The sequence below is a fragment of the Streptomyces sp. NPDC001450 genome (assembly GCF_053597295.1).
In genome coordinates this window covers 17,166-36,820 of the sequence record NZ_JBSFHY010000041.1, presented here as the reverse complement: position 1 = coordinate 36,820, position 19,655 = coordinate 17,166, and the positions used below count along the sequence as shown (strand labels likewise).

Below are 19,655 nucleotides of genomic sequence, written 5' to 3'. Positions count from 1 at the left end.
AGGAGAGGTGAGGGCGGCGGATGTCGGACTGGACGTGGGAGTGGACGGGCTACGACCGCGCTGCCGAGCGGTTGCGTGAATCGCTGTGCACGCTCGGGAACGGTTACTTCGCCACGCGGGGCGCGGTGCCCGAGTGCCGGGCGGGCCTGACGCATTACCCGGGAACCTACGCGGCCGGCTGCTACAACCGCCTGGAGTCGGCCGTGGCGGGACGCCAGGTGATCAACGAGGATCTGGTCAACCTCCCGAACTGGCTGCTTCTCCGGTTCCGTCTGCGCCGCGCCGAGGGAGTGTGGGGCCCGTGGCTCTCCCCGGACGCGCACGCCCTCCTGGACCACCGGCACACCCTGGACCTGCGCCGCGCCACGCTCACCCGTACCTTCCGTCACCGCGGCGGCGGGGCGGGCGTGCTCGGCGTCGAGCAGACCCGCCTGGTGCACATGGGAGACCCTCACCTGGCCGCGCTGCGGACGGTCTTCACCACCGAGGACTGGTCGGGAGAGGTCGAGATCGAGTCCTGTCTCGACGGAGAGGTGATCAACGGCAATGTGCACCGTTACCGAGCTCTCGACCGCCGTCATGTGACCCATGTGCGGACGGGGGCGCAGGAGCCTCACACGGTCTGGCTGACCTGCCGGACCAGCGCATCGGACATTGCTGTGGCTCTGGCCGCCCGAACGACGGTCACAGCCGACCGGGCTCCGGTCTCGTCAATGCTTCTCCCGGCCCCCCACCGGGCCGTCCACCGCCTGGTGGTCCCGATCTCTCCCCGTCGGCCCGTCACCGTGGACAAGACCGTGGCGCTGCACACCTCGCGCGACACGGCGATCAGCGACCCACTGGGCGAAGCCGTCGACCGGGTGTCGACGGCACCAGACTTCCCAGGCCTGCTGGACTCCCACGTCGCCTTGTGGGAGCGGTTGTGGCGACGCGCGGACATCCAGGTGCCCGGCGAAGCCGGTCGCATCCTGCGTTTCCACCTCTTCCACGTCCTGCAGACACTGTCACCGCACACCGCGGACCTGGACGTGGGCGTTCCCGCGCGAGGACTCCACGGCGAGGCGTATCGCGGTCATGTCTTCTGGGACGAGCTCTTCGTCCTGCCGTATCTCAACCTGCACTTCCCGGAGGTCTCCCGGGGGCTGCTGAACTACCGCCACCGGCGCCTCCGGCGGGCCTGCCGGGCGGCAGCCGCGATCGGCCGGGCCGGGGCGATGTATCCCTGGCAGAGCGGCAGCAACGGCCGCGAGGAGGCCCAGGAGTGGCACCTCAATCCCCACTCGGGTCACTGGCTGCCCGACCACTCCCGGCTCCAGCACCACGTGGGCTCCGCGATCGCCTACAACGTGTGGCAGTACTGCGAGGCCACCGGTGACACCGAGTACCTGCACACCAAGGGCGCGGAGATGCTGCTGCAGATCGCCCGTTTCTGGGCGGACCTGGCCGTCTTCGACCCCGTCCTGGGGCGTTACCGGATCCGCGGTGTCGTCGGCCCCGACGAGTACCACGACAGCTACCCGGGTGCCGCCGTGCCGGGGCTGGACGACAACGCGTACACCAACGTCACCGCGGCCTGGGTCCTGACCCGTACGCTGGACCTCCTGCGCCGCCTGCCCGTGTGGCGCCGCGAGGAACTGTTCGCGCGCGTCCGGCTGGACAGCGGCGAGCTGCCCGTGTGGGACGAGATCTCCCGACGGTTGCGAGTGCCGTTCCACCAAGGCGTGATCAGCCAGTTCGAGGGCTACGACGGCCTCGCCGAACTCGACTGGGACGCCTACCGGACGCGCTACGGCGTTATCCGCCGACTGGACCGGATCCTCGAGGCCGAGGGCGACACGGTCAACCGCTACAAAGCGTCCAAGCAAGCCGACGTCCTCATGCTCGGCTACCTGTTCTCGCCCGCCGAGCTGCGGCAGCTGTTCCTGCGCCTCGGATACGACCTTGACGACGAGGTGTGGCGCAGAACCGTCGACTACTACCTGCAGCGCACCAGCCACGGCTCCACACTCAGCGGACTCGTCCACGGCCTGGTCCTGGCCAGGGCCAGACGAGCCGAGGCATGGCAGTACGTCCAGGAGGCCCTGGAAGCGGACATCGCCGACATCCAGGGCGGTACGACGGGTGAGGGCATCCACCTCGGGGCCATGGCCGGCACCCTCGACCTGGTCCAGCGCGGCCTGACGGGTCTGGAGACACGCGAGGACGCCCTGTGGCTGGACCCGGTTCCTCTCCCCGCTCTCTCCGAGTACGGGTTCTCGCTTCGCTACCGCGGTCACTGGGGTGTCGGTGTACGACGCAGGAGCGAGCACCTGGAGATCTGTGTGCCCGAATCGGAGGAGTCACCGATCCGTGTGGTGCTGGCCGACCGCGCCGTGACCATCGCTCCCGGGGAGACGTGCAAGCTCGTGCTGCCGGAGAGTTGATCCCTGCAGCAGGCCACGCACATCAGGCACTACGGAAGAAGAACGGGCCGAGCTGCCGCGACGCACGCAGGGACGGCCGCCGCTTGCGGAACCTTCTGGATCATGCGGCCCCGCAAGACGCTCACCGACAGTCGCAGGACAGACGGCTCCTGGAGGTCCGGCTCGCCTGCCCGGACATCAGCCGGGCCTGCGATCTCGCCCGGGCCTTCGCGGATCTGATCCGTCACCAGCGCGGATACCTCCTGCTGGAGTGGATCCCCCAGGCCTCAGCCATGACCTTCACGGAACTACGGCCAGGGACGGCGAACATGACCGTGCGTCAGCAGGTGAGTGCCGAGGCTGAGCGTGGCGTCCGTCGGCAGATCAGTCGTGCGGCGCTTCGCCGACAGCCGAGCGACGACCCCCGATGGAGGCGACCAATGCGTCTGCCACGATCGCCGCATCTGCCTCTGCAACATCTGCTGGGTATTCCGGCAGCAGATCGTCCCAGACGGGCATCCACGATCCGTACAGCTGGGTCTGTCCCTCGGGCCGGGCGAAGAACCAGATGTGCAGGTGTGCGCCTCCATCTCCGATGCGGTAGACGTGGGCTCGCGAGATGTGTGGCAGGGCCTGCACGTGGCGGACGATGTGAGTGGACAGGACCCCCAGCTCGGCTGCCAGCTCATCAGGCAGGTCAGCCATGTCATAGTGCTCACGCGGATGCAGCATGAGCACCAGCGGCACACCGACTCCCGTGATCCGGGTGAGCCGCCAACTGTCGTTGAACCAGATCCCATCGCCTCGGTCACGGCACGCCTCGCAGTTCGACGGGTCCTCGCCGTGTCGCGGAGGCTCGGGCAGGACCGGAGGGCGCAGCGGCGCGACGCGCAATCCGTCCGGTTCGAACGGGCTGATGTCCCACCCTGTCATGCGCGCGAGCGGGAGCCGACGCTCACCATCCGCGGCGGCAAGCGCGTGGTCGTAGAACTCGTCAGGTCGCAAGGCCATGATCCGAAGATTAGTTCGGCATCGACACCCGGTGAGGACCGGGGTGACCTGACTCCTCCCTGGTGGGGGGCCGACAGCGATCCTGGTTGTGGACGACCTGCGGATTCACGAAATCGCGGCCGGAGCCAGAGTCAAATATCCCCGTCCCACAAAGCCTCGCCCGACCCCCGGGCGAGGCCTTCATGCATTCCGTCACGCGCTGGACACCTTGAGCGGCGCAGCATCGGCGGGGCTCACCTCACGGCGCCTCGACGTCCCCTGCGCACCGGCCGTCGTGCACACAGGCACCTTGCTTGGTGGCGATCCAGACGATCCCGAACCAGAGAACCGTCAAGCCCACCCCGGAGCCGACCATACGCAGACCCCACACCCACCACCTCGCCCCTTCGCGAATGACTGCCCAAGCCACGAGCAGCCCAGTCAGCGGCCCTCCGAAGAGCACGCCCAACAAAACCAGAAAACCCCAGCCCTCAGGCGTCATGCCACATGCATCCCCGAGCCACCCCATGGTCACCCCGCAGGACAACTGCCGGGCGTGCTACTGGCCATACGCGCAGCGAGGCTCTTCGGCGGCTGCGGAGCTTGCAGATCGCCGTTCGGGTCGCTCCAACGCAGACGGTCGAACTCGTGGCTCACGAAGGCTCTCCGCGACACACAAGACCAACGGGACGAAGTGACCGGTCTCATGCCGGAAGACGGGCACCTACCGCGGCGAGGGCGGCGGGCTCTGAACGGCGTCGGACGCCTCCCGGCTCAGTGCGCCGAGTTCGCTCAGCGCCTCGGCCACCTCCGATCCGGTCTCCAACTGCCGCCACAGCTCGTGGAGGGCGGTGGAGACGTCCGAGCCGTTCTTGAACCGCCGCACCTCGATGTCGAGGTCCCGCAGCCAGCCGTCCATATAGGGGTCGGCCGTCAGCCGGGCCACGTACTCGTTGATCTGGGCGGCCAGATGCGGAGCGAGCCAGGGCCCGCCGGTCTCCAGCAGCCGACTGCGCACGGTCGTGTTCAAGAACGACCAGTGCGCCGAGACCTCGGCCACCGCCGAAACGGCCTGCTTCCCCGGCTGCACCGCGCTCCTGAAACCTTCCAGGGCCCGCTCGAGCGTGCCCTCCTCCAGCAGTTGCCGAAGGCTGGTGAGGCCGGCGCTGTTCTGTCCCGACTCCCACTCCCTGATCGCCTCCTGAGCGGCGCGTTCCAATGCGAGCAGTCCCGTCGCCGCCTCTTCCAGACCGGCCCCGGGGCCAGGGACCAGACGGGGAACGGAGGCGGCGAAGTCGCCTGCCACTCGCACGGCGAGACGCCGCCCCGCACGGGCTTCCACCGCCTCGGCCTGCGCCATCCCAACACGGTTGAGCACCACCAGGGCCAGCGGGACACCGAAGGCCGCCGCCGTCACGGACGAGAAGACGTTGGTGACGAACGCCCTGTCCGTCCAGAATCCTTCGTGGTCCCCCCACCAGCCCAGGGCCAGCAGCACCACACCGGTCGTCCACAGCACCGCACACGCGGCACGCATTCCACGCGGGGTCTCCTCCCAGACTGACCGCACCCGCCCCGCCAACGCCACGTCCCCTCCCCGAACGGCCGATCAACCAGCCCCAGACGCTACACCGCAGGCACACGCGCAGCCGACGGCGGCGCTCGTGGTCCCCATCGACGCCGCCCTGCGGGTGCCATCTCACATCCCCTGGTCTTCACCAATCACACGCGAAATGAGACCAGTTGGAGTCGTCTGGTGGAGCCGTTCAACGCCGCCCAGGCCACTGACCCGATGCACCACGGCGTCGCCGTACGGGACCGGGCCCCGCGGGGGGGCTGCGCTGAGGCGGATCGGCACAGAGGAGCAGGGCATCCAGGGCAGCACCACCGCGATCGAGCTCTCCTGCCGCGAGCTGATCGGGACGCCACGCCTGACACGCCCCCCTGCCGCTGGCCGCGAGCGCGACGGCGGCCGCCGTCGGCATCTACGCGTACCGCGACCGCATCCGGCTCACAGCGGCACGCGTGACGCTCACTCGTATCGGCACCGCGGCCCTGTAAGCCCTGAGCGAACCGTTCAGCCGGCACTCGCGGCAGCGGCACGAGCGGCACGGAAGGAAGCCGAATGCGGCAACGCAGGAAGCGACCTGCTGTCCCAGGTCACCAGTCTGCTCGCACGCCCACCCGCGCCGATGACCCGACCAACATGCAGATCAGCATCCATCTCCTGCTCCTCGTTCGCGGCCTCATACGCTGTGGGCGCGACGGCCGCGCGACGTGCGCCCGCCATCCCGGTGAGGCGCGGCGCTCGGGTGACCGTGCGACCGGGGCGGCCGAGGCAGGTCAGAGACCGCCGGTGTTGAGCAGCCGGTTGGGGGTGTCGGCGCGGACTCCGCGCAGGACACCGCGAGTGGCCGTGTGGTCGAGCCAGACGTGGACCTCTTTGGCCGTGGCGTGGGGGTGTGCCGACAGGTACAGGGCTATCACGCCGGTCGCATGCGGCGCGGCCCAGGACGTCGCGCCGTCGTTCTCCGTGGCCGTACCGCCGCCGGCGAGGGCGGCGGTCACCTTCTGGCCGGGGGCGTAGAGGTCCACGCACCGTCCGTAGCCCGATCCGTAGGAGTCGGTGTCGCTCCACGCGCGGTCGTTCGAGGTGGAGGCCGCCACGACGATCGTGCCGGGGACGCCGGCCGGGGAGTGCTTGCAGGCGTCGTCATGGAAGTTGCCGGCCGACACCACCGTCGGGATCCCCGCGTCGACCATCTTCTTCACGGCGGACTCCAGGGCCGCCGACCGGTGGTCGAGGTTGAGCGACATGTTCACCACCGCGGGCTTCTGCGCGTGCGCGGTGACCCACTTGACCGACTTCACCAAGGCCGCCTCGGCCGCCGACGGGGAGCCGCCGCCCTCGCTCTCGCACAGGATGCCCTGGACCCGTACGAGGTCCGCCTTGGGAGCCACCCCGTACTTCGCCCCGCCGATGATGCCCGCGACGAACGTGCCGTGGCCGGTCCCCGCCTCGCTGAAGCAGTCACCGGAGTCCTTCGGGCCCACGAAGTCGGCGCCGAGGTGGGCGCGTCCGCCGAACTCCTTGTGGGCGATGTCCATCCCGGTGTCGATCACGTAGACGTGAACGCCCTTGCCCGTGGCGGTGGTGGTGAACTTCCCGTTCAGCGGCCGCGACCGCTGGTCCAGAATGTCCAGGTTCCACGGCACGTGCCGGGTGATGGGCGACGCCGCGGTCTGCGCGATCCCGGACAGCTTCCCCACGGTGCCGGGAGACGTCGGCGCCGAGCGGGACGAAGCCCCGCCCCCGGAGGACACCACGGGCTTTCCCTTCCCGTGCGCGGGGAGCTTCCCGCCGCTCCCCCCGGCCGCCGCACCGGCTCCCCCGCCGCAGGCCGAGGCCCCGAGCACCGTCGCCATGGCCACCACCACGAGTCCGGCCTTCGTCACGTTCCGCGTCACAACGTCCCCCCACATCCCTGCTTCGTAGACAGTCGGCGCACAAGACGACCACAGAAGGCAGGCGGTTCCAGCGGGGCGTCCGAGTGGGTCGGTTCACGCGCGCGACACAAACCTGTCCGGCCGCGCCCGGCCCGGGACGGGGACCTGATGCCGGATGCAACGGTGCCGGCCGAACCGGTGAGCCGCGACGAGTTGCGCGGGCTGTCGTCAAGCCCGATCAGAGGGCCGGTTTGATCGTCGAGCGCGCTCTGACCACCCGCCTGCCGGACGAGGTCGAGGCCGACCCCGGTGTGCTGCCGCTGCTTTCGCACGTCCTGGTGGCGACTTGACGCCGTCGCAAGTGCCGTGTCCTCAACCTTGAGGCCCATGAGGCGGCGGGCGACCTGAACGATGCGGTCGCCAGTAACGCCGAGGACGTCTCCACCCGCGTCATCGTCGTCATGACCTCCGGGACGCCTGCGCTGGATATCGGAGACCTCCTCGACGTCCCGCACGACGGCGGGCACTCGCACCTCATGGTGTCCACGATGTCCCCCGCCACTCCTCCGGCCCGCCCCCGCGCCACTCGATCACCGGCGACTCAGCAACATCCAGCTCGTCCACGCCCTTGAGACCAGCCCGCTGCAAGAACGCCGCCAGATCGTGCAGGCTGAACGCCGTGCCGAGAGTCTCGTTGTCGACCTGAACACGCCGGCCACCGCGTTCGGACGGCGGGAACACGATCACGCGGTGCTCCGCCATGGCCCAACCCTCATCCATCTCCGGTTCCTCCCACGCCCGCACCCGGAGACCGTCTGTCGGCGTCGATGGGCGAACGATCACGGGTGCGAGCACGTGACCAGCCTCGCCCCAAACCAGTGCGGCCGCACGTCCCACTACTCCGCCTCAGGGTCCTCCTGGGCGGACACGGAGGCGGTCACCGGATCACGCAACAGCAGGCGCCACACATGTCACAACGTCGCCGCACTGGTCGATCGAGGGCACCCGGCGGCGCGGACAGCTCACCGGGCGCGGGCCGGCCGCCGCAGCTCGGTGCGCACCGCCTGCACGACAGACACAGCAGGTCGGCACCCTGCTGCTGCTCATGCTTCTCCCCCGCCCCGACCGTCAGCACCGGCTCCGACGCCCAGGCACCAGCGCGCCGCGGCCTCGAGTTGCAGCAGGTTCAGCCCGGTCTCCCTGACCAGCTGATCATTGCTCAGTCCCGTGCGGTGCTGCTGCATCGCCCGATCGATCTGCGCCACCCACAGCTCCTCTGTGACGAAAGGCCGCTCGTCGTACTGCCGCTGGAGCTCGGCCAGGTGATCCGCGCAGCAGGCGGTCACGATGCGGATGCCGTCCTGCCGGGGGTCGACCGGATGAGCGAACGATGAGTCCTTCACCTGCCCGCTCACGGCCTGACCAGGGGCGATGGACGCCCGGCAAAGGTCGCAGAACGCAGGGAGCGCGGGCTCCTCACCTCCGAGGCCGTCGTCCATCACTGACTCCTCCGGCGGGTTCGTGGACAACCTGCCGACACTCACACACGGTCTGACCCGCAAGAGCGTCGGCCGGTAACCTCTTCGATTTCGGCCCCGGCAGTTCGACAGACCCGGGCCCCGACGGGCTGCGCAAGCTGAACGCCTCTCTCCCTGCTTATGCCTCGTCTGGTGGCGAATCTGCTTGGCCGCCTTCACCGGCCTCCTGGACGGGCTGCTGCCCTGGCTGCCCATCGGAGCCTGCATGGCCGGTGCGAAGAGAGGCCACAGCCGCGCCCACCTCCTGCTGGACCGCGTCGGACATCGGCCGGTCCCGAACCGCAGTCACCAGTTCCTCAGCGACCACGGCGAGTTCGGTGTCCGTGTTGTGGGAGACCGCGACCAGTACCTGCCGCGCGTCGTCGGCGCTGAGGCTGTACCTGGCCATCAGTATCCCGATGGCCTGATCGATGACAGGGCGCGTCTGCATGGCCCGACGAAGCTGATCGACCTCGGCGCGCAGGTCACGCTCACCGAACGGGGCATCCTCCGCAGATGCTGCGGCCGGCAGGCCGGGGGCGCAGGCCGGATCGCTCGAGGCGCGGTGCTGAAGCGTGAACAGCGGCCAGGTGCCCGTGACGCCCAGCAGGCGCTGTACCAGAGGGCTGGCAGCCTGGATGGTCACCGTCTTACCCGCGGCCAGGGCGCAATGGCGTGCGGCCAGGAAACAGTTCAATCCGGTGCAGTCGCAGAACGCTGTCCCACTCAAGTCGAGATCCACACCGTAGGTGCTCCGCCTGACGGCGTCCTGCAGCGCGGCTTCGAGTGCCGCTTCCACGCTGATGTCGATCTCGCCGCGAATCGTCACACGGACGCGCCCCCCGCGGGGCGACACATCGATCAGAAGATCCTGCGGCGCTGCACCAACCACGGCGGAGCAGCTCCTTACTGGTGACCTGCTCACCGTCTCCACTCCCCTGGCCCGCTGCCGGGGAAGATTCAGCTCCCGCATGGCCGCCTCCTCCGCCGGCGCCCACTGACTCCGAATTCAGGTTCCGCTCGCCGACCATAGCCTGTCAAGGAATACCGGAACTTTATTTCAGCCTTTTGGATACGTGAAAGGCACGCCTACCATGGATGCATGGGAGAAGTGCCTGAGCCACACACCGGGTGGACGTTCCTCACCAACCACGCCCGGGTCCTCGCCGCGATCGCGAGCAATCACCGGCCCCGCGTCCGCGACATCGCTGCACACTGCCGGCTCACCGAACGCGCGGTCCAGAAGATCATTTCCGACCTGGAGGCGGACGGTTACCTCACCCACAACCGTGAAGGCCGGTCCAACGTCTACCAGATCCAGCCCGGGACCATCCTGCGTCACCCGGCCGAGGCGGCCCTGACCGTGGGGGATCTGCTCTCCCTCCTGGTCCAGCACGACGCCAGGCACACCGAATGATCCCAAGGGACCGGATGACAGCCCGACTCAGGTGAGCGACCGTTGCCGAACCTGGGCCGCCGGCCCGCCGGGATCGTGCGGTTCAGCCATTTCAGGGAAGTGACCGGCAAAGAGCAAGGCTGCTTCTCCGATGGCGGCAGGCGCACGGCTGGCGGCGATGCGGCGCCGGTCCGTCTCTCGTGGCGGTCTGGACCGTCATCGCGGCCGCGCCCCCGTCGCCGTGGGCATCCGCCCTCACCGCCACCCCAACACCGTCGAGGAGCCACCCTGGCGCGGCCGCGCCCTCTACAGCGCCGGACGTCGACCTGCCCCAGCCGGACTCGGATTCTCAGCCGACGTCCCAGTCCGTCACCGCGGTGCGCAGTGCGCAGCGCCCGAGCGGTGCATGCTCTGTGACGGTGACCGCGCAGCACACCGACCAACCGGTGCCGCACTACCCCGTGCCGGTGGCCGCCGACCGCGCGGCAGGGCGCTCACGGTGACCGGCGCTCCCGCGGTGGGGCCGACCCGGCCCACTTCGGGCTGGGTGCTGCTCACCTGACAGCCGAGGGACGGCGGATCGGCGGGCGGGCCGGTCTCCTCCGCCCAGGTCGCCGCGGGCAGGACGATGTCCGCCTGCTGGGCGGTCTCGGTGACGTACAGGTCCCGGACCACGGTGAACAACCGCTCCTGGCCGAGGGCGCCACGGGCCCGGTGGAGTTCGGGCAGGGAGACCAGCGGGTTGGTGCCGGAGATCCACAGCATCCGGATCGAGCCCTGCTCGGCGTAACGGAAGATCTGCATCGCCGGGGTGAGCGGCGCATGGTGCGGGACACGGGACGGTTCGACGTTCCAGACGCGCGAGATCGGCGACGTGGGCGTCGTTCTCCCAGTTGCGAAAGCCCGGCTGGTCGCCGTCGGCCCCGCACTCGCGGGTGTTCTGGGCGCTGGGCTGACCGTTCATCTGCAGGACCCCGCAGCCCGGCCGACGGCCGAGCATGCCACGGATCAGCCGCAGGTTGGGCGCGTGGGCATGCGCGACATGCCCACGCGTCTCGTCACAGGGTCGAGCCGGGGTCTCCGGGCCGGATGCGGCCGCGCCAGCCAACGCTGCCGCCGCCACCGCCCTCGACGTAGTCCTTGAAACGGCGCAGGTCGCCCTTCACCCGCCGGTCGATCATGCCCAGCGCGTCAGCGCCCTTCTCGGCGAGGCCAGTGGGCTCGATGTCCATCGTGAGTTCCACGCGCGTGTGCATGTCGTCGATCCGCTCGAACCGCACCGATCCGCGCTGCTGGGTGTCTCCAGCGACGGACCGCCAGGTGATCCGGTCGTCCGCCAGCTGGTCGACGATCTCCGTATCGAACTCACGCCGCACCCCGCCGATGCTGGTGATCCAGTGATTGTGCCGGTCGTCGAGCTGCCTGACCTCCTCAACGCCTTCCATGAAGCTGGGGAACTCCTCGAACTGCGTCCACTGGCCGTACGCCACGCGGAGCGGGACCTCGACGTCGACGGCTTCCTTGACCGTACTCATGGCTCCCTCCTTGTCAGTTCATCGCCGGGACCAGGAGCGCCGGCCTCCGGCGTGTGTGCCGGTACACCGAGTACCCGGGAAAGCGGCGCGAAGACCTTTGGAGCTGGCCGGCGCGGAGGCCGTCCACGGAGACCCGGCCGATCTGCTCGCCTCTCTGCCGCGGAGTCCTCTGGCCTGACGGGAACCTCGTGCCCCGGCTGCACCATCGTTACGTCCGCTGTCCAGGGGTACCCGTGTGACGTCCAGGGGTTCCCGTGCGGCACGGCCGGTTCGCCTCCGGTGCACAGGACACATCCCGCATACGGCGTTCGGAGCAGAACCGTGAAAGCCCTCGTCATCAACTGCACGCTCAAGAAGTCCCCCGAACCTCACGCCGTCGACCCCGACGTCGCCCCCGGCGTGGGCCCGGGCCCCGACTACCTGCACGGTGTCCGGCCGGCGAGAGGCTCCACGATGACAGTCGAGTCCCTGACCAGCGCTTTCCGGTTCCGCTGCTGGATCCCGCCGGGCGTCTACCGCCCGCAGACCGACACTGGACTGCTCCGCCGGGCCATGTGCCGGGAGCGGATCACCAGCCGTACCGAGGTCCTGGATCTCGGTACCGGCAGCGGTGTGCTCGCGGTGGAGGCGGCCCGGATGGGCGCTCAGGTCACCGCGGTCGACATCTCCTGGCGGGCGCTCGCCACTGCCTGGTGCAACGCCCTGCTGAACGGGCAGACGGTGCGCGTACGCCACGGTGACCTGGCGTCCGCCGTCCAGGGCCGTCGTTTCGACCTCGTGGTCACCAATCCGCCGTACGTGCCCGCGCCGGGCGACACTCCGCCCCGGGGCCGTGCCAGGGCCTGGGACGCCGGCACCGACGGCCGTCTCCTGATCGACCGCGTCTGCTCGGCGGCCCCGACAGTACTGCGCCCGGCCGGGACGCTGCTGATGGTGCACTCGCACCTGAGCGGCGTCGAGGAGACGCTGGCCCGTCTGCGGGCGGCCGGCCTGCGCGCGGAGGTCGTCGACCGGGTCCGGCTGCCCTTCGGCCGCGTGCTGCGCTCCCGCCTCGCCTGGCTGCGCGAGCGCGGACTGGTGGCGGATCGTACGACCGAGGAGCTGGTGGTGATCCGTGCCGCACACGCCTGAACGCCCCCGACGGATCCGCGTCCAGCGCAAGGGCCCTCTCCTGGTGGAGGGACCGGTCGAAGTGGTGGGCGAGGACGGTGAGGTGACGGTGTCGCGACGCTTCACGGTGGCCGTCTGCACCTGTCGCCGTACCCGGATGCCGCCCTGGTGCGACACCAGCCATCGTTGCCGCACCAAGCTGGACGAGGCGGACAAGAAGGACGAGGAGGACGACACATCATGACCGACGTCCTCTCGCGCCGCGAGATGCGGCCGGCGCCGCTGCCCGATCCGCGCGGCCCGATCTCTGCCGCGGTCGCCGACATGCTGCGCGGATCGGAACGGGGCCTGCCACCGCTCGCCACAGATGCCTACGGCGACGATCTGCAACTCGCCCTGTACGTCCTCTACGAACTCCACTACCAGGGCTTCGCGGGTGTACCGGACGAGCGCGAATGGGACCCCGAACTCCTCTCCCTGCGCGCCGCGTTGGAGGATCGCTTCCTCGGCGTGCTGCGGACGGACGTGCCGATCGACGCGTCCGACACCGCCGAGCGGGCGCTGGACGAGCTCCAGCTGGAACCGGTCGGCGACGACAGCGGCAGTGTCTCGCACTTCCTCCGCAACCACGGCACCCTCGATCACTTCCGTGAGTACGCGGCGCTGCGTTCGCTGTACCACCTCAAGGAGGCGGATCCGCACGCCTGGGTCATCCCCAGGCTGCGCGGGCGGGCCAAGGCGGCCATGGTAGCCGTGGAATTCGACGAGTTCGGCGCGGGCCGTGCAGACGAGATCCACGCGGAGCTGTTCGCCGACCTCATGGCGGACCTGGGTCTGGACCCCTCGTACGGCCACTACATCGAGGCCGCGCCGGCCGAGGCGCTGGCCACCGTCAACATGATGTCCCTGTTCGGTCTGCACCGGGCCCTGCGCGGGGCGCTCGTCGGGCATTTCGCGGCCGTCGAGATGACCTCGTCCCCGGCCTCCCGCCGCCTGGCCGAGGCGTTGCGCCGGATGGACGCCGGCCCGGCGGCGGTGCGGTTCTACACCGAGCACGTCGAGGCGGACGCGGTGCATGAGCAGGTCGTACGGCACGAGGTCGTCGCGGGCCTGCTGGCGAGCGAACCTCGGCTGGACGCCGACGTGCTGTTCGGTATTCGCGCGACCGGCCACCTGGAGGCCCGGCTGGCCGCCCGGCTGCTGGCAGCTTGGCGGGAGGGAAAGACGGCACTGCGCACGGGCCGCATCACGACGGCCGTTCCGGATGCGCGGGACACGTGAGAGCGAGCGTGGTAGTCGCGGGCCCGAACACGGTCCGGCCCGACATCGAGGGCGGCTCTCTCGAAGTGGCCCTCGGCCGCCGTGGCCGGAAACCAGAGTTCGCGGCCTCCCTGCCATTGGGCGCCCACCGGCTGACCAAGACGTTCTTCGGCTCGGCGGCCCACCGCGGAAGACCGGACTGTAGACCCGGCGCGAAGGCATCCTGCCTACGGGATCCGGGCATCGAAGCACAGGCCGATACGGACGAGCGGCTCGACGGAAACAGCTTCGCCGGGGACCGTGTACAGGCGGCGTGCGTTCTCGACGACGTAGTTGCTTCTACTGGTCCGAGGACGGACAGAAGATCACCGGGGTGACGTTCTGGGACTCCAGGTAGGCGTGTGACTGGGCGGGCCTCCGAGCCTGAGGCGCAGCGGTGTGCCAGCATGGCCCGGCGCGTTGTTGAGGAGCGGACCCGTACGTTGTTAAGGAGCGGGAAGGCATCTACCGCGGCCGCGAACTCGCCGACACCCAGCGGTAGCCGCGGACGAGCGAGGCTGTCCCAAGCCGCTGGGCACAGTGCTTTGTGCTCACACGGTGCCCCTGCAGTAGCCCGCGTCGTCCTGCTGGCCGGCACCCTGCCGGGCCACCGGAACGACGGGCCGGAAGGAACGCCCATGCTGCCCATCGCACCCCTCGGGAACCTGCTGAGCGTCATCGGCGAGCAGGCCGCCCGCGGCTTGCGCGCCATCGCCTCGAACGTAGGCGCTGACCATGCGCGACGCAATGCCGAACAGGCCGCCTCCGCAGCCCGCGCGGAGCGACGCGAGCGCGATGCGGTGTCCGACTGGCTTGCCGACCATGACCTCCCCGGACGGCCGCGCGTCTGAACGCCGCAGCGAAGCACACCACCGACCCGTCCGGGGCGGTCGGCACTGATCCTGGTGGGTTCCCCACACCGCGCCGAGAACGCTCATGCCCGCGCTCGTGATCCTCCGCCCCGCGTCGCCGACGGCGTTTCGACGGGCGCGGGCCTGCGTATCGCCTGCTCGCCACCGGTGACGGCCGGAGGGATGGATGGCCGCGCTCATCTGCATGGTCGCAGGTCAGAGCGGGGATGGGTTTGGTGATACGGCGGAGCATCAGCGTGAACGCCGCTCAGGTGATCATCCCTTTGGCTGGGCGACCCTTGATCAAACCCGCCTGCCTGAGATCACGCCCCGGAGTGCGGTCGGACTTTGACTGGGAGAAGCTGAGCTCATGGTCGAGCGATCCGCGATCGTGGAGGCGCCCTGTGAGTCCGGGGGCCGCCGCGTGTGCGTCGATGACCAGTTCCTGGGTACCGCGTATTCGTTGCACGAGTTGACACTGTTCCTGCGACACGCCGGGCTGGTGCGCGGGGATGAGTTGGACGTGGCCGAATCGGACCTCATCGAGTGGCACGGCGGTGGTCCGGAGGTTTGGCCGCGCCAGGGCGGTGGGCCGGACTGCTGGGCGGCGCCGGGCAAGCCTGCCCCACTGGTGAGGGACACTTGACGGACCTGACCGGGCCGGAGCGCCGCCGGGTCCGGAACCAGTGGACATCACTCCCGCAGCAGCGCGTAGACGGTCCGGCAGCTTGAGAACGTGACGTACACACGGTGCGTGCTCACAGGCTCCCGGCAGCTGGACACGGCTCTCTATGCGGCGCCTCGCCAGCTGACCGATGCCATGCCGCAGCAGCAACCCTTCCCGCGCTGACGACGGCGGTCCGCCGAGGTGTCATCCGAAGTCAGCACGCCGCATACGGCCAGGTCAGCGACGAGCGAGTCAACCCCTGCAACGGCTACCGCCCACGCGAGTGGGACACCCGGGCCGGAACCGTCGAACTCGCCGTCCCCAAGCTCCGGACCGGCAGCTACTTCTCGCACTGGCTCCTCGAACGGCGCCGTCGGGCCGAGCAGGCCCTCGTCTCGGTGGTCGCGACCGCCTGCAACGTTCATGCCATGATCACGGTCGGTGTCAACGCCGACGGCCATCGCCAGATCCTTGGTCTGGACGTCCCCACGGCCGAGGACGGCGCCGACCGGCTGGCCTTCCTGCGCTCGCTGATCGCCCGCGGCCTGTCCGGCGTCCAGCCTGTCGTCTCCGAACGCCCACGCCGGCCTGGTCGATGCGATCGGCGAGCCAGATCCCGAAATCGGCCCAGCCGTGGGTGGCCACGCTGCTGCGGACGGTTTTCGAACAGCTCGACACAGACGCAGTGCGGTCCCAGATGCGGCACGTCCTGGACGCGCGGTCCAGCCGTCCTGGCTCGGCCTCCACGCTGTGGGCAGCGTTCGTGAACGCCGTGAGGCGGTGGTCAGACTATCCGGCTGCGCTGACCGGAACCCGACGAGCGGCCCGGTACGCGGCGATGAGGGCCGTGAGCTGACGGTTGAAGCCCTCGGCCTCTTGGAGGGCCGCGTCCGGCATCGGATCGTCGGCGGCGTAGCCGAGAGCCGGGCGGCCGGCCAGGTGCCCGCACAGAGCTTCCAGGCGGTCAAGGAGGGCGGCGCGGCGCGCCTGCTCAGGGCTCAGCGATTGCAGCCAGGCAAGGCGTTCCGCAGCCGTCTCGGGGCGCGCGGGCAGGGAGCGGCGGATACCGTCGGCCCGCTCGGCAAGGGTGTTCCACACGGGCAGGCGCAGCGCCGCGACCAGCACGTCGGGGGCGGCTTCCACGGTGGTGGGCGTCATGTCCCCCACAGTCGCAGGGGGCACTGACAACGCGGCGCAGCCAGGACGCCAGGTCAGCCGTCCGGGCAGCGCGCTGTAATGCAGTCGGCTCAGCCCGTGGCGTCGCAGACACCGGCGGTCGGGAACGTCGTCGCCTCGGCGGCCGGGCCGGAGCCGGTACTGGTGTCGAGGGTGGAACCTTGGCGCCGCGGCGACCTCCGGCACACCGGTACTCGCGCCTGCGTCCCCGAGGAACGGAGCGGTGTTGTGCCTTCGAGCGCTGAAACCTTTGAAGCCGGCTGCACGAGACCGCCGCTGATCCACCGGGCTGGAGCGCGGCGGATGTCAAGGCCGCCGAAGGCGCTCCGTCAGCACGTGACCGCCTGCCTGAAGACGCGGTCAGGCGGGCTGGCACAGCTCGACCGGATTGCCCTCAGGACAGGCGCCACTCACCTGCGGCAAGAAGCTGCCGGGCTCGCCGGGACTCCAGGGTGAGAGCGCGTGTCAGCAGAGGAGACGGGGCTCGATGCTGCTGCCGGCCCTCCGCGCATGTCGCTCGATCGCGTGCTTACCGTGCTCACTCCTCCTGAGAGATCCGCGAGTACCTGTGCCGGCGGCAGATCACCTTGATTCGGCAGTCGCTGTGCCCGCATCGCAGCCACCGTGTTGTGAAGCGCTGCCAAGGTCAGTCGCCGGGTCGGAACCGGAGCGCCGACCAGGTGTCGTCGATGGCAATCTGCCGTACGGGCCGCACGCCCCGCTCGGAAAGTGCGGCGGCCAGGGTGTCGCGGTTCAGATCTGTTCCGAGTCTTCCGCCCTTCGGGTAGGCCACCCAGGCGAGGGCATCGCGCTGCGCGGCGGCAAGCACCGCCCGTGCATCAGCTCCGAGAAGATCACCGGAGTTGGTCACGAAGGCGAGCACCGCATCGGCCGAAGCCGCGTCACCCGCGGCATCGATCTCCAGGTGGACATCGTCGGGCTTGCCCAGTACCACAACACTCTTACCGGGCTTGATCTGCAGCTTGCTGATAACGGACACCCCTTGATCCTTCCACCCGAAGTGCGGCGCAGCGCGCCGGAGGGGCTAAGCCCTGCTCCGCCGCACGCCAATCCACAGGAATATCCACATTCCAAACCCGCCCTCGAGGAGCGACTTTCCCGGCAGGACCCACCCCCGTCGCTCCGAAGCCGTCATCCACATCGCGTGGATCGACCCCGTGAGCCGCAGACTTACCCGCGCATCCACACGGAACTGCCGCGACACTTGAGCGCCGAGTGAGTCAGAGGAACACATGGGAGCACTCGCTCGGACGGGCAGCGTCGAAGCTCATCCCGTTCTCATCGAGGGCGTTGAAGACGGCCACCCGGCCCGTCTCGAAGGCGAAGCCGACGTCGACGTTCCCTTGTGCGACATCCTTACCGGTCCACTCGAGCAGTTCGGCACCCTTGAGAGCCAGCCCCCGCAGCGCCCGCAGTTCCGAGAGAGGCTCGGGACGCCACTGCAGGTCGAAGTCGGGCCAGCGGACGGGACAGGTGGGGTCAATCGTGTTCCACGTGAGGGAGAGCTCGTCAAGCTTGCAATGGTTGATCTCGACCTGCTCGCCCTCGAAGTCGAACAGCACCGGGCAGTCGGTGAACCACTCGTCATCCTGCAGGTCCCAGACCATCCAGACCCTCGTAAGGGTCCGGCCGACAAGACCACGCAGCCGGTCCCCGTGCTCACGCACTATGTCACCACGGCCGGACAGCCAAAGAGGTTGGTAACCCGCGATGCCGAAATCGAACATCGCATCATCTTGTCAGAGCTGCCCCCGCCCCAGTTCGAAGCAGCAACACACGGCACTCCACTGTCGACCTCTGAAGCACCCACACCGGATCGAAACGCTCTTTCAGATGTGCGTGAGGAGGCGCTCCAGCGGTCGGGGAACGCGGTCGAGGCGCAGGTGCTCGACCAGCGCCCGCGCGTAGAGCGCCTTGCGGCCGCTGTGCGTGCCCATGAAGCGCCGCAGTTGGTGTTCCACTGGCCGTTCCCGCTGTGCCGGTTGGCTCTGGAAAGTACGGAAGGGGCGCATCTCGCCCTGGGCCTCGATCACCTGCTGCACGCCCTCGGCCCCGACAGCGCGGATGAGCTCGTCCTCAAGGTCGGTGACGCACACATGGAACCCGAGTATCTCCAGTTCGGCACCCGTGAGACCGGACCCGAGCCCGACCCGCTCAAGATGGCGCCGGAAATGCCGCTCCTCACCGATGTCGTAGAGACCGGCCAGCGGGAGGCCGAGCCCCGAAGGACCGCACACGTCCAGGAAACGCCCGATGTTCGTCGCACCGCCGAGAGAAACTATCGCGACGCCCTCTGCATCGAGGTCGCGGCCGTTGCGCGTGGCCAGCGCTTCGAGCGCGACCTGATCGCTGTTCCCCTCGACGAGCACGATCGTCCGCACACCGCCGCCGGCCATTTCGCGCGCCGCCGTGGCAGCCGCACCCGCCTCGGCTCCCCCGGCCGCCCACGCGGCCAGCGCCAGGCGGAATCGCCTCAACTCGTCCACGAGACCTCGCTTCCCGACGCCATCCTGGCACGGCCGAGATCCCGTACGCACGCACGTTTTCCGGGGGCGATGACTCATGAAGTCGGAGGAGGCGCGGCTTTGGCTGGACGGGCAGGTTCGGCTCAGGTTCGGGTGATCTGGTCCGGGGGGGTGCACCCGCACATCGACATCTCCGGCGACGGCACTCCTCCGTTCTGACGTACTCACAGGCAGAGTCGGGAGCAAGCAGTGCGCTTGTCCTTCAACCTTCGTCCACGAAGTACGGAGGTGACGGTCGGCTCCATACGGCGTCGGACCGGCTGATGACCTGTCTGAGTTGGCGGGCGCTTCGAGGCGACAGGGCCTGAACCACGGTGTCGAGGAGAGCGCGGGCTTCGAGAGGGTCACCACAGCAATACCAGTGCACGTTGCTCCACTCGTAGTCGCGCCACAGCTCCTTCTCGGGACGGTGGACGTAGTCCTTCCACAAGCGCACGGCCGCGCCGACGTCTCCTGGCTGCAGGTAGTTGCGGCTGCGCTCGAGACGGTCGATCTCGGACAGTGCGCGCGGAGACAGGCCGTCGATGACCCGCCTTGCCTCTTGCGTCCGGCGGCGCGGGAAACCAGCCCGGATGTGTCGCGGCCGTCTACGCGGCATGGCCCCTTCGGTACGTTGTCATGTCGCACATGGTGCCACGGCCTCGAACAGGTCTCGAACGGATTCTCTCGCCTGGGGCTGGGAATGCACCGAGACGGACGGCCGGCCTTCGTCTGATCGC

General features: G+C 69.3%; 21 protein-coding genes and 2 pseudogenes. 10 read left to right on the top strand and 13 right to left on the bottom strand.

The features are described from left to right. The first annotated feature begins 20 nt into the window (after positions 1 to 20). The gene (locus ACWC5O_RS35095) at positions 21 to 2,423 is read left to right on the top strand and encodes a glycoside hydrolase family 65 protein (protein WP_450590126.1); all 2,403 of its coding nucleotides are present in this window, start codon (positions 21 to 23) and stop codon (positions 2,421 to 2,423) included. Positions 2,424 to 2,786: 363 nt separating this feature from the next. On the opposite strand, the gene ACWC5O_RS35090 is transcribed toward ACWC5O_RS35095, so the two are convergent. The 3 genes from ACWC5O_RS35090 to ACWC5O_RS35080 all read right to left on the bottom strand — a co-directional run bounded on the left by ACWC5O_RS35090 (position 2,787) and on the right by ACWC5O_RS35080 (position 6,860). After that, complete coding sequence (locus ACWC5O_RS35090) at positions 2,787 to 3,413, bottom strand: hypothetical protein (protein WP_450590125.1); 627 nt, start codon at positions 3,411 to 3,413, stop codon at positions 2,787 to 2,789. A gap of 703 nt (positions 3,414 to 4,116) precedes the next feature. Beyond that, positions 4,117 to 4,929: a hypothetical protein gene (locus tag ACWC5O_RS35085; RefSeq protein ID WP_450590124.1), complete on the bottom strand. Its 813-nt coding sequence runs from the start codon at positions 4,927 to 4,929 to the stop codon at positions 4,117 to 4,119. An 806-nt stretch (positions 4,930 to 5,735) separates the two neighbouring features. After that, on the bottom strand, positions 5,736 to 6,860 hold the full coding sequence (locus ACWC5O_RS35080; RefSeq protein WP_450590123.1) for a S8 family peptidase: 1,125 nt from the start codon (positions 6,858 to 6,860) through the stop codon (positions 5,736 to 5,738). A gap of 83 nt (positions 6,861 to 6,943) precedes the next feature. Here ACWC5O_RS35080 and ACWC5O_RS35075 point away from each other — a divergent pair, with 83 nt between their 5' ends. Next, positions 6,944 to 7,189 (top strand): nSTAND1 domain-containing NTPase, encoded by a 246-nt coding sequence (locus ACWC5O_RS35075; protein ID WP_450590122.1) that lies wholly within the window; start codon positions 6,944 to 6,946, stop codon positions 7,187 to 7,189. A gap of 184 nt (positions 7,190 to 7,373) precedes the next feature. Here the strand turns inward: ACWC5O_RS35075 and ACWC5O_RS35070 are convergent, their stop codons facing one another. The 3 genes from ACWC5O_RS35070 to ACWC5O_RS35060 form a co-directional block, all read right to left on the bottom strand. Further along, entirely contained in the window at positions 7,374 to 7,694 is a 321-nt protein-coding gene (locus tag ACWC5O_RS35070; RefSeq protein WP_450781150.1) for a hypothetical protein, read from the bottom strand. Between the two features lie 248 nt (positions 7,695 to 7,942). Next, complete coding sequence (locus ACWC5O_RS35065; protein WP_450590120.1) at positions 7,943 to 8,338, bottom strand: hypothetical protein; 396 nt, start codon at positions 8,336 to 8,338, stop codon at positions 7,943 to 7,945. A 157-nt stretch (positions 8,339 to 8,495) separates the two neighbouring features. Next, positions 8,496 to 9,248: an ANTAR domain-containing protein gene (locus ACWC5O_RS35060; protein WP_450590119.1), complete on the bottom strand. Its 753-nt coding sequence runs from the start codon at positions 9,246 to 9,248 to the stop codon at positions 8,496 to 8,498. 210 nt (positions 9,249 to 9,458) lie between these two features. Between ACWC5O_RS35060 and ACWC5O_RS35055 the strand changes: the two genes are divergently transcribed. After that, positions 9,459 to 9,773: a helix-turn-helix transcriptional regulator gene (locus tag ACWC5O_RS35055; RefSeq protein WP_450590118.1), complete on the top strand. Its 315-nt coding sequence runs from the start codon at positions 9,459 to 9,461 to the stop codon at positions 9,771 to 9,773. A 570-nt stretch (positions 9,774 to 10,343) separates the two neighbouring features. Here ACWC5O_RS35055 and ACWC5O_RS35050 read toward each other — a convergent pair. Then, positions 10,344 to 10,773, bottom strand: a pseudogene (locus ACWC5O_RS35050) (molybdopterin-dependent oxidoreductase); the annotation flags it as partial. A gap of 37 nt (positions 10,774 to 10,810) precedes the next feature. Next, positions 10,811 to 11,287 (bottom strand): SRPBCC family protein, encoded by a 477-nt coding sequence (locus ACWC5O_RS35045; RefSeq protein ID WP_450590117.1) that lies wholly within the window; start codon positions 11,285 to 11,287, stop codon positions 10,811 to 10,813. 453 nt (positions 11,288 to 11,740) lie between these two features. On the opposite strand from ACWC5O_RS35045, the gene ACWC5O_RS35040 reads away from it, so the two are divergent. The 7 genes and pseudogenes from ACWC5O_RS35040 to ACWC5O_RS35010 all read left to right on the top strand — a co-directional run. Continuing rightward, positions 11,741 to 12,418, top strand: a complete 678-nt coding sequence (locus ACWC5O_RS35040; protein WP_450590207.1) for a HemK2/MTQ2 family protein methyltransferase — start codon at positions 11,741 to 11,743, stop codon at positions 12,416 to 12,418. Next, positions 12,402 to 12,641, top strand: coding sequence for a CDGSH iron-sulfur domain-containing protein (locus ACWC5O_RS35035; protein WP_450590116.1), 240 nt, complete (start codon positions 12,402 to 12,404; stop codon positions 12,639 to 12,641). The genes ACWC5O_RS35040 and ACWC5O_RS35035 overlap by 17 nt, the downstream gene beginning before the upstream one ends. Continuing rightward, the gene (locus ACWC5O_RS35030; protein WP_450590115.1) at positions 12,638 to 13,678 is read left to right on the top strand and encodes an iron-containing redox enzyme family protein; all 1,041 of its coding nucleotides are present in this window, start codon (positions 12,638 to 12,640) and stop codon (positions 13,676 to 13,678) included. Before ACWC5O_RS35035 ends, ACWC5O_RS35030 begins: the two co-directional genes overlap by 4 nt. Beyond that, positions 13,675 to 14,034, top strand: coding sequence for a Ppx/GppA phosphatase family protein (locus tag ACWC5O_RS35025; RefSeq protein ID WP_450590114.1), 360 nt, complete (start codon positions 13,675 to 13,677; stop codon positions 14,032 to 14,034). The genes ACWC5O_RS35030 and ACWC5O_RS35025 overlap by 4 nt, the downstream gene beginning before the upstream one ends. 300 nt (positions 14,035 to 14,334) lie before the next feature. Next, on the top strand, positions 14,335 to 14,547 hold the full coding sequence (locus ACWC5O_RS35020; RefSeq protein ID WP_450590113.1) for a hypothetical protein: 213 nt from the start codon (positions 14,335 to 14,337) through the stop codon (positions 14,545 to 14,547). Positions 14,548 to 15,283: 736 nt separating this feature from the next. After that, entirely contained in the window at positions 15,284 to 15,397 is a 114-nt protein-coding gene (locus ACWC5O_RS35015) for a DUF5133 domain-containing protein (RefSeq protein ID WP_450590112.1), read from the top strand. A 38-nt stretch (positions 15,398 to 15,435) separates the two neighbouring features. Beyond that, positions 15,436 to 16,070 (top strand): annotated as a pseudogene (locus ACWC5O_RS35010) (transposase); the annotation flags it as partial. On the opposite strand, the gene ACWC5O_RS35005 reads toward ACWC5O_RS35010, so the two are convergent. From ACWC5O_RS35005 to ACWC5O_RS34985, 5 genes are all read right to left on the bottom strand, one after another. Continuing rightward, positions 16,004 to 16,372, bottom strand: coding sequence for a hypothetical protein (locus ACWC5O_RS35005; protein WP_450590111.1), 369 nt, complete (start codon positions 16,370 to 16,372; stop codon positions 16,004 to 16,006). The pseudogene ACWC5O_RS35010 and the gene ACWC5O_RS35005 overlap by 67 nt on opposite strands. A gap of 664 nt (positions 16,373 to 17,036) precedes the next feature. Next, positions 17,037 to 17,390 carry a hypothetical protein gene (locus ACWC5O_RS35000; RefSeq protein WP_450590110.1) on the bottom strand — a complete coding sequence of 118 codons (354 nt, stop codon included), beginning with the start codon at positions 17,388 to 17,390 and terminating at the stop codon, positions 17,037 to 17,039. Between the two features lie 241 nt (positions 17,391 to 17,631). After that, the gene (locus tag ACWC5O_RS34995) at positions 17,632 to 18,138 is read right to left on the bottom strand and encodes a hypothetical protein (protein ID WP_450590109.1); all 507 of its coding nucleotides are present in this window, start codon (positions 18,136 to 18,138) and stop codon (positions 17,632 to 17,634) included. 102 nt (positions 18,139 to 18,240) lie between these two features. Continuing rightward, positions 18,241 to 18,897 carry a TOPRIM nucleotidyl transferase/hydrolase domain-containing protein gene (locus ACWC5O_RS34990; RefSeq protein WP_450590108.1) on the bottom strand — a complete coding sequence of 219 codons (657 nt, stop codon included), beginning with the start codon at positions 18,895 to 18,897 and terminating at the stop codon, positions 18,241 to 18,243. Between the two features lie 241 nt (positions 18,898 to 19,138). Beyond that, complete coding sequence (locus ACWC5O_RS34985) at positions 19,139 to 19,534, bottom strand: hypothetical protein (protein WP_450781148.1); 396 nt, start codon at positions 19,532 to 19,534, stop codon at positions 19,139 to 19,141. Positions 19,535 to 19,655: the final 121 nt, after the last annotated feature.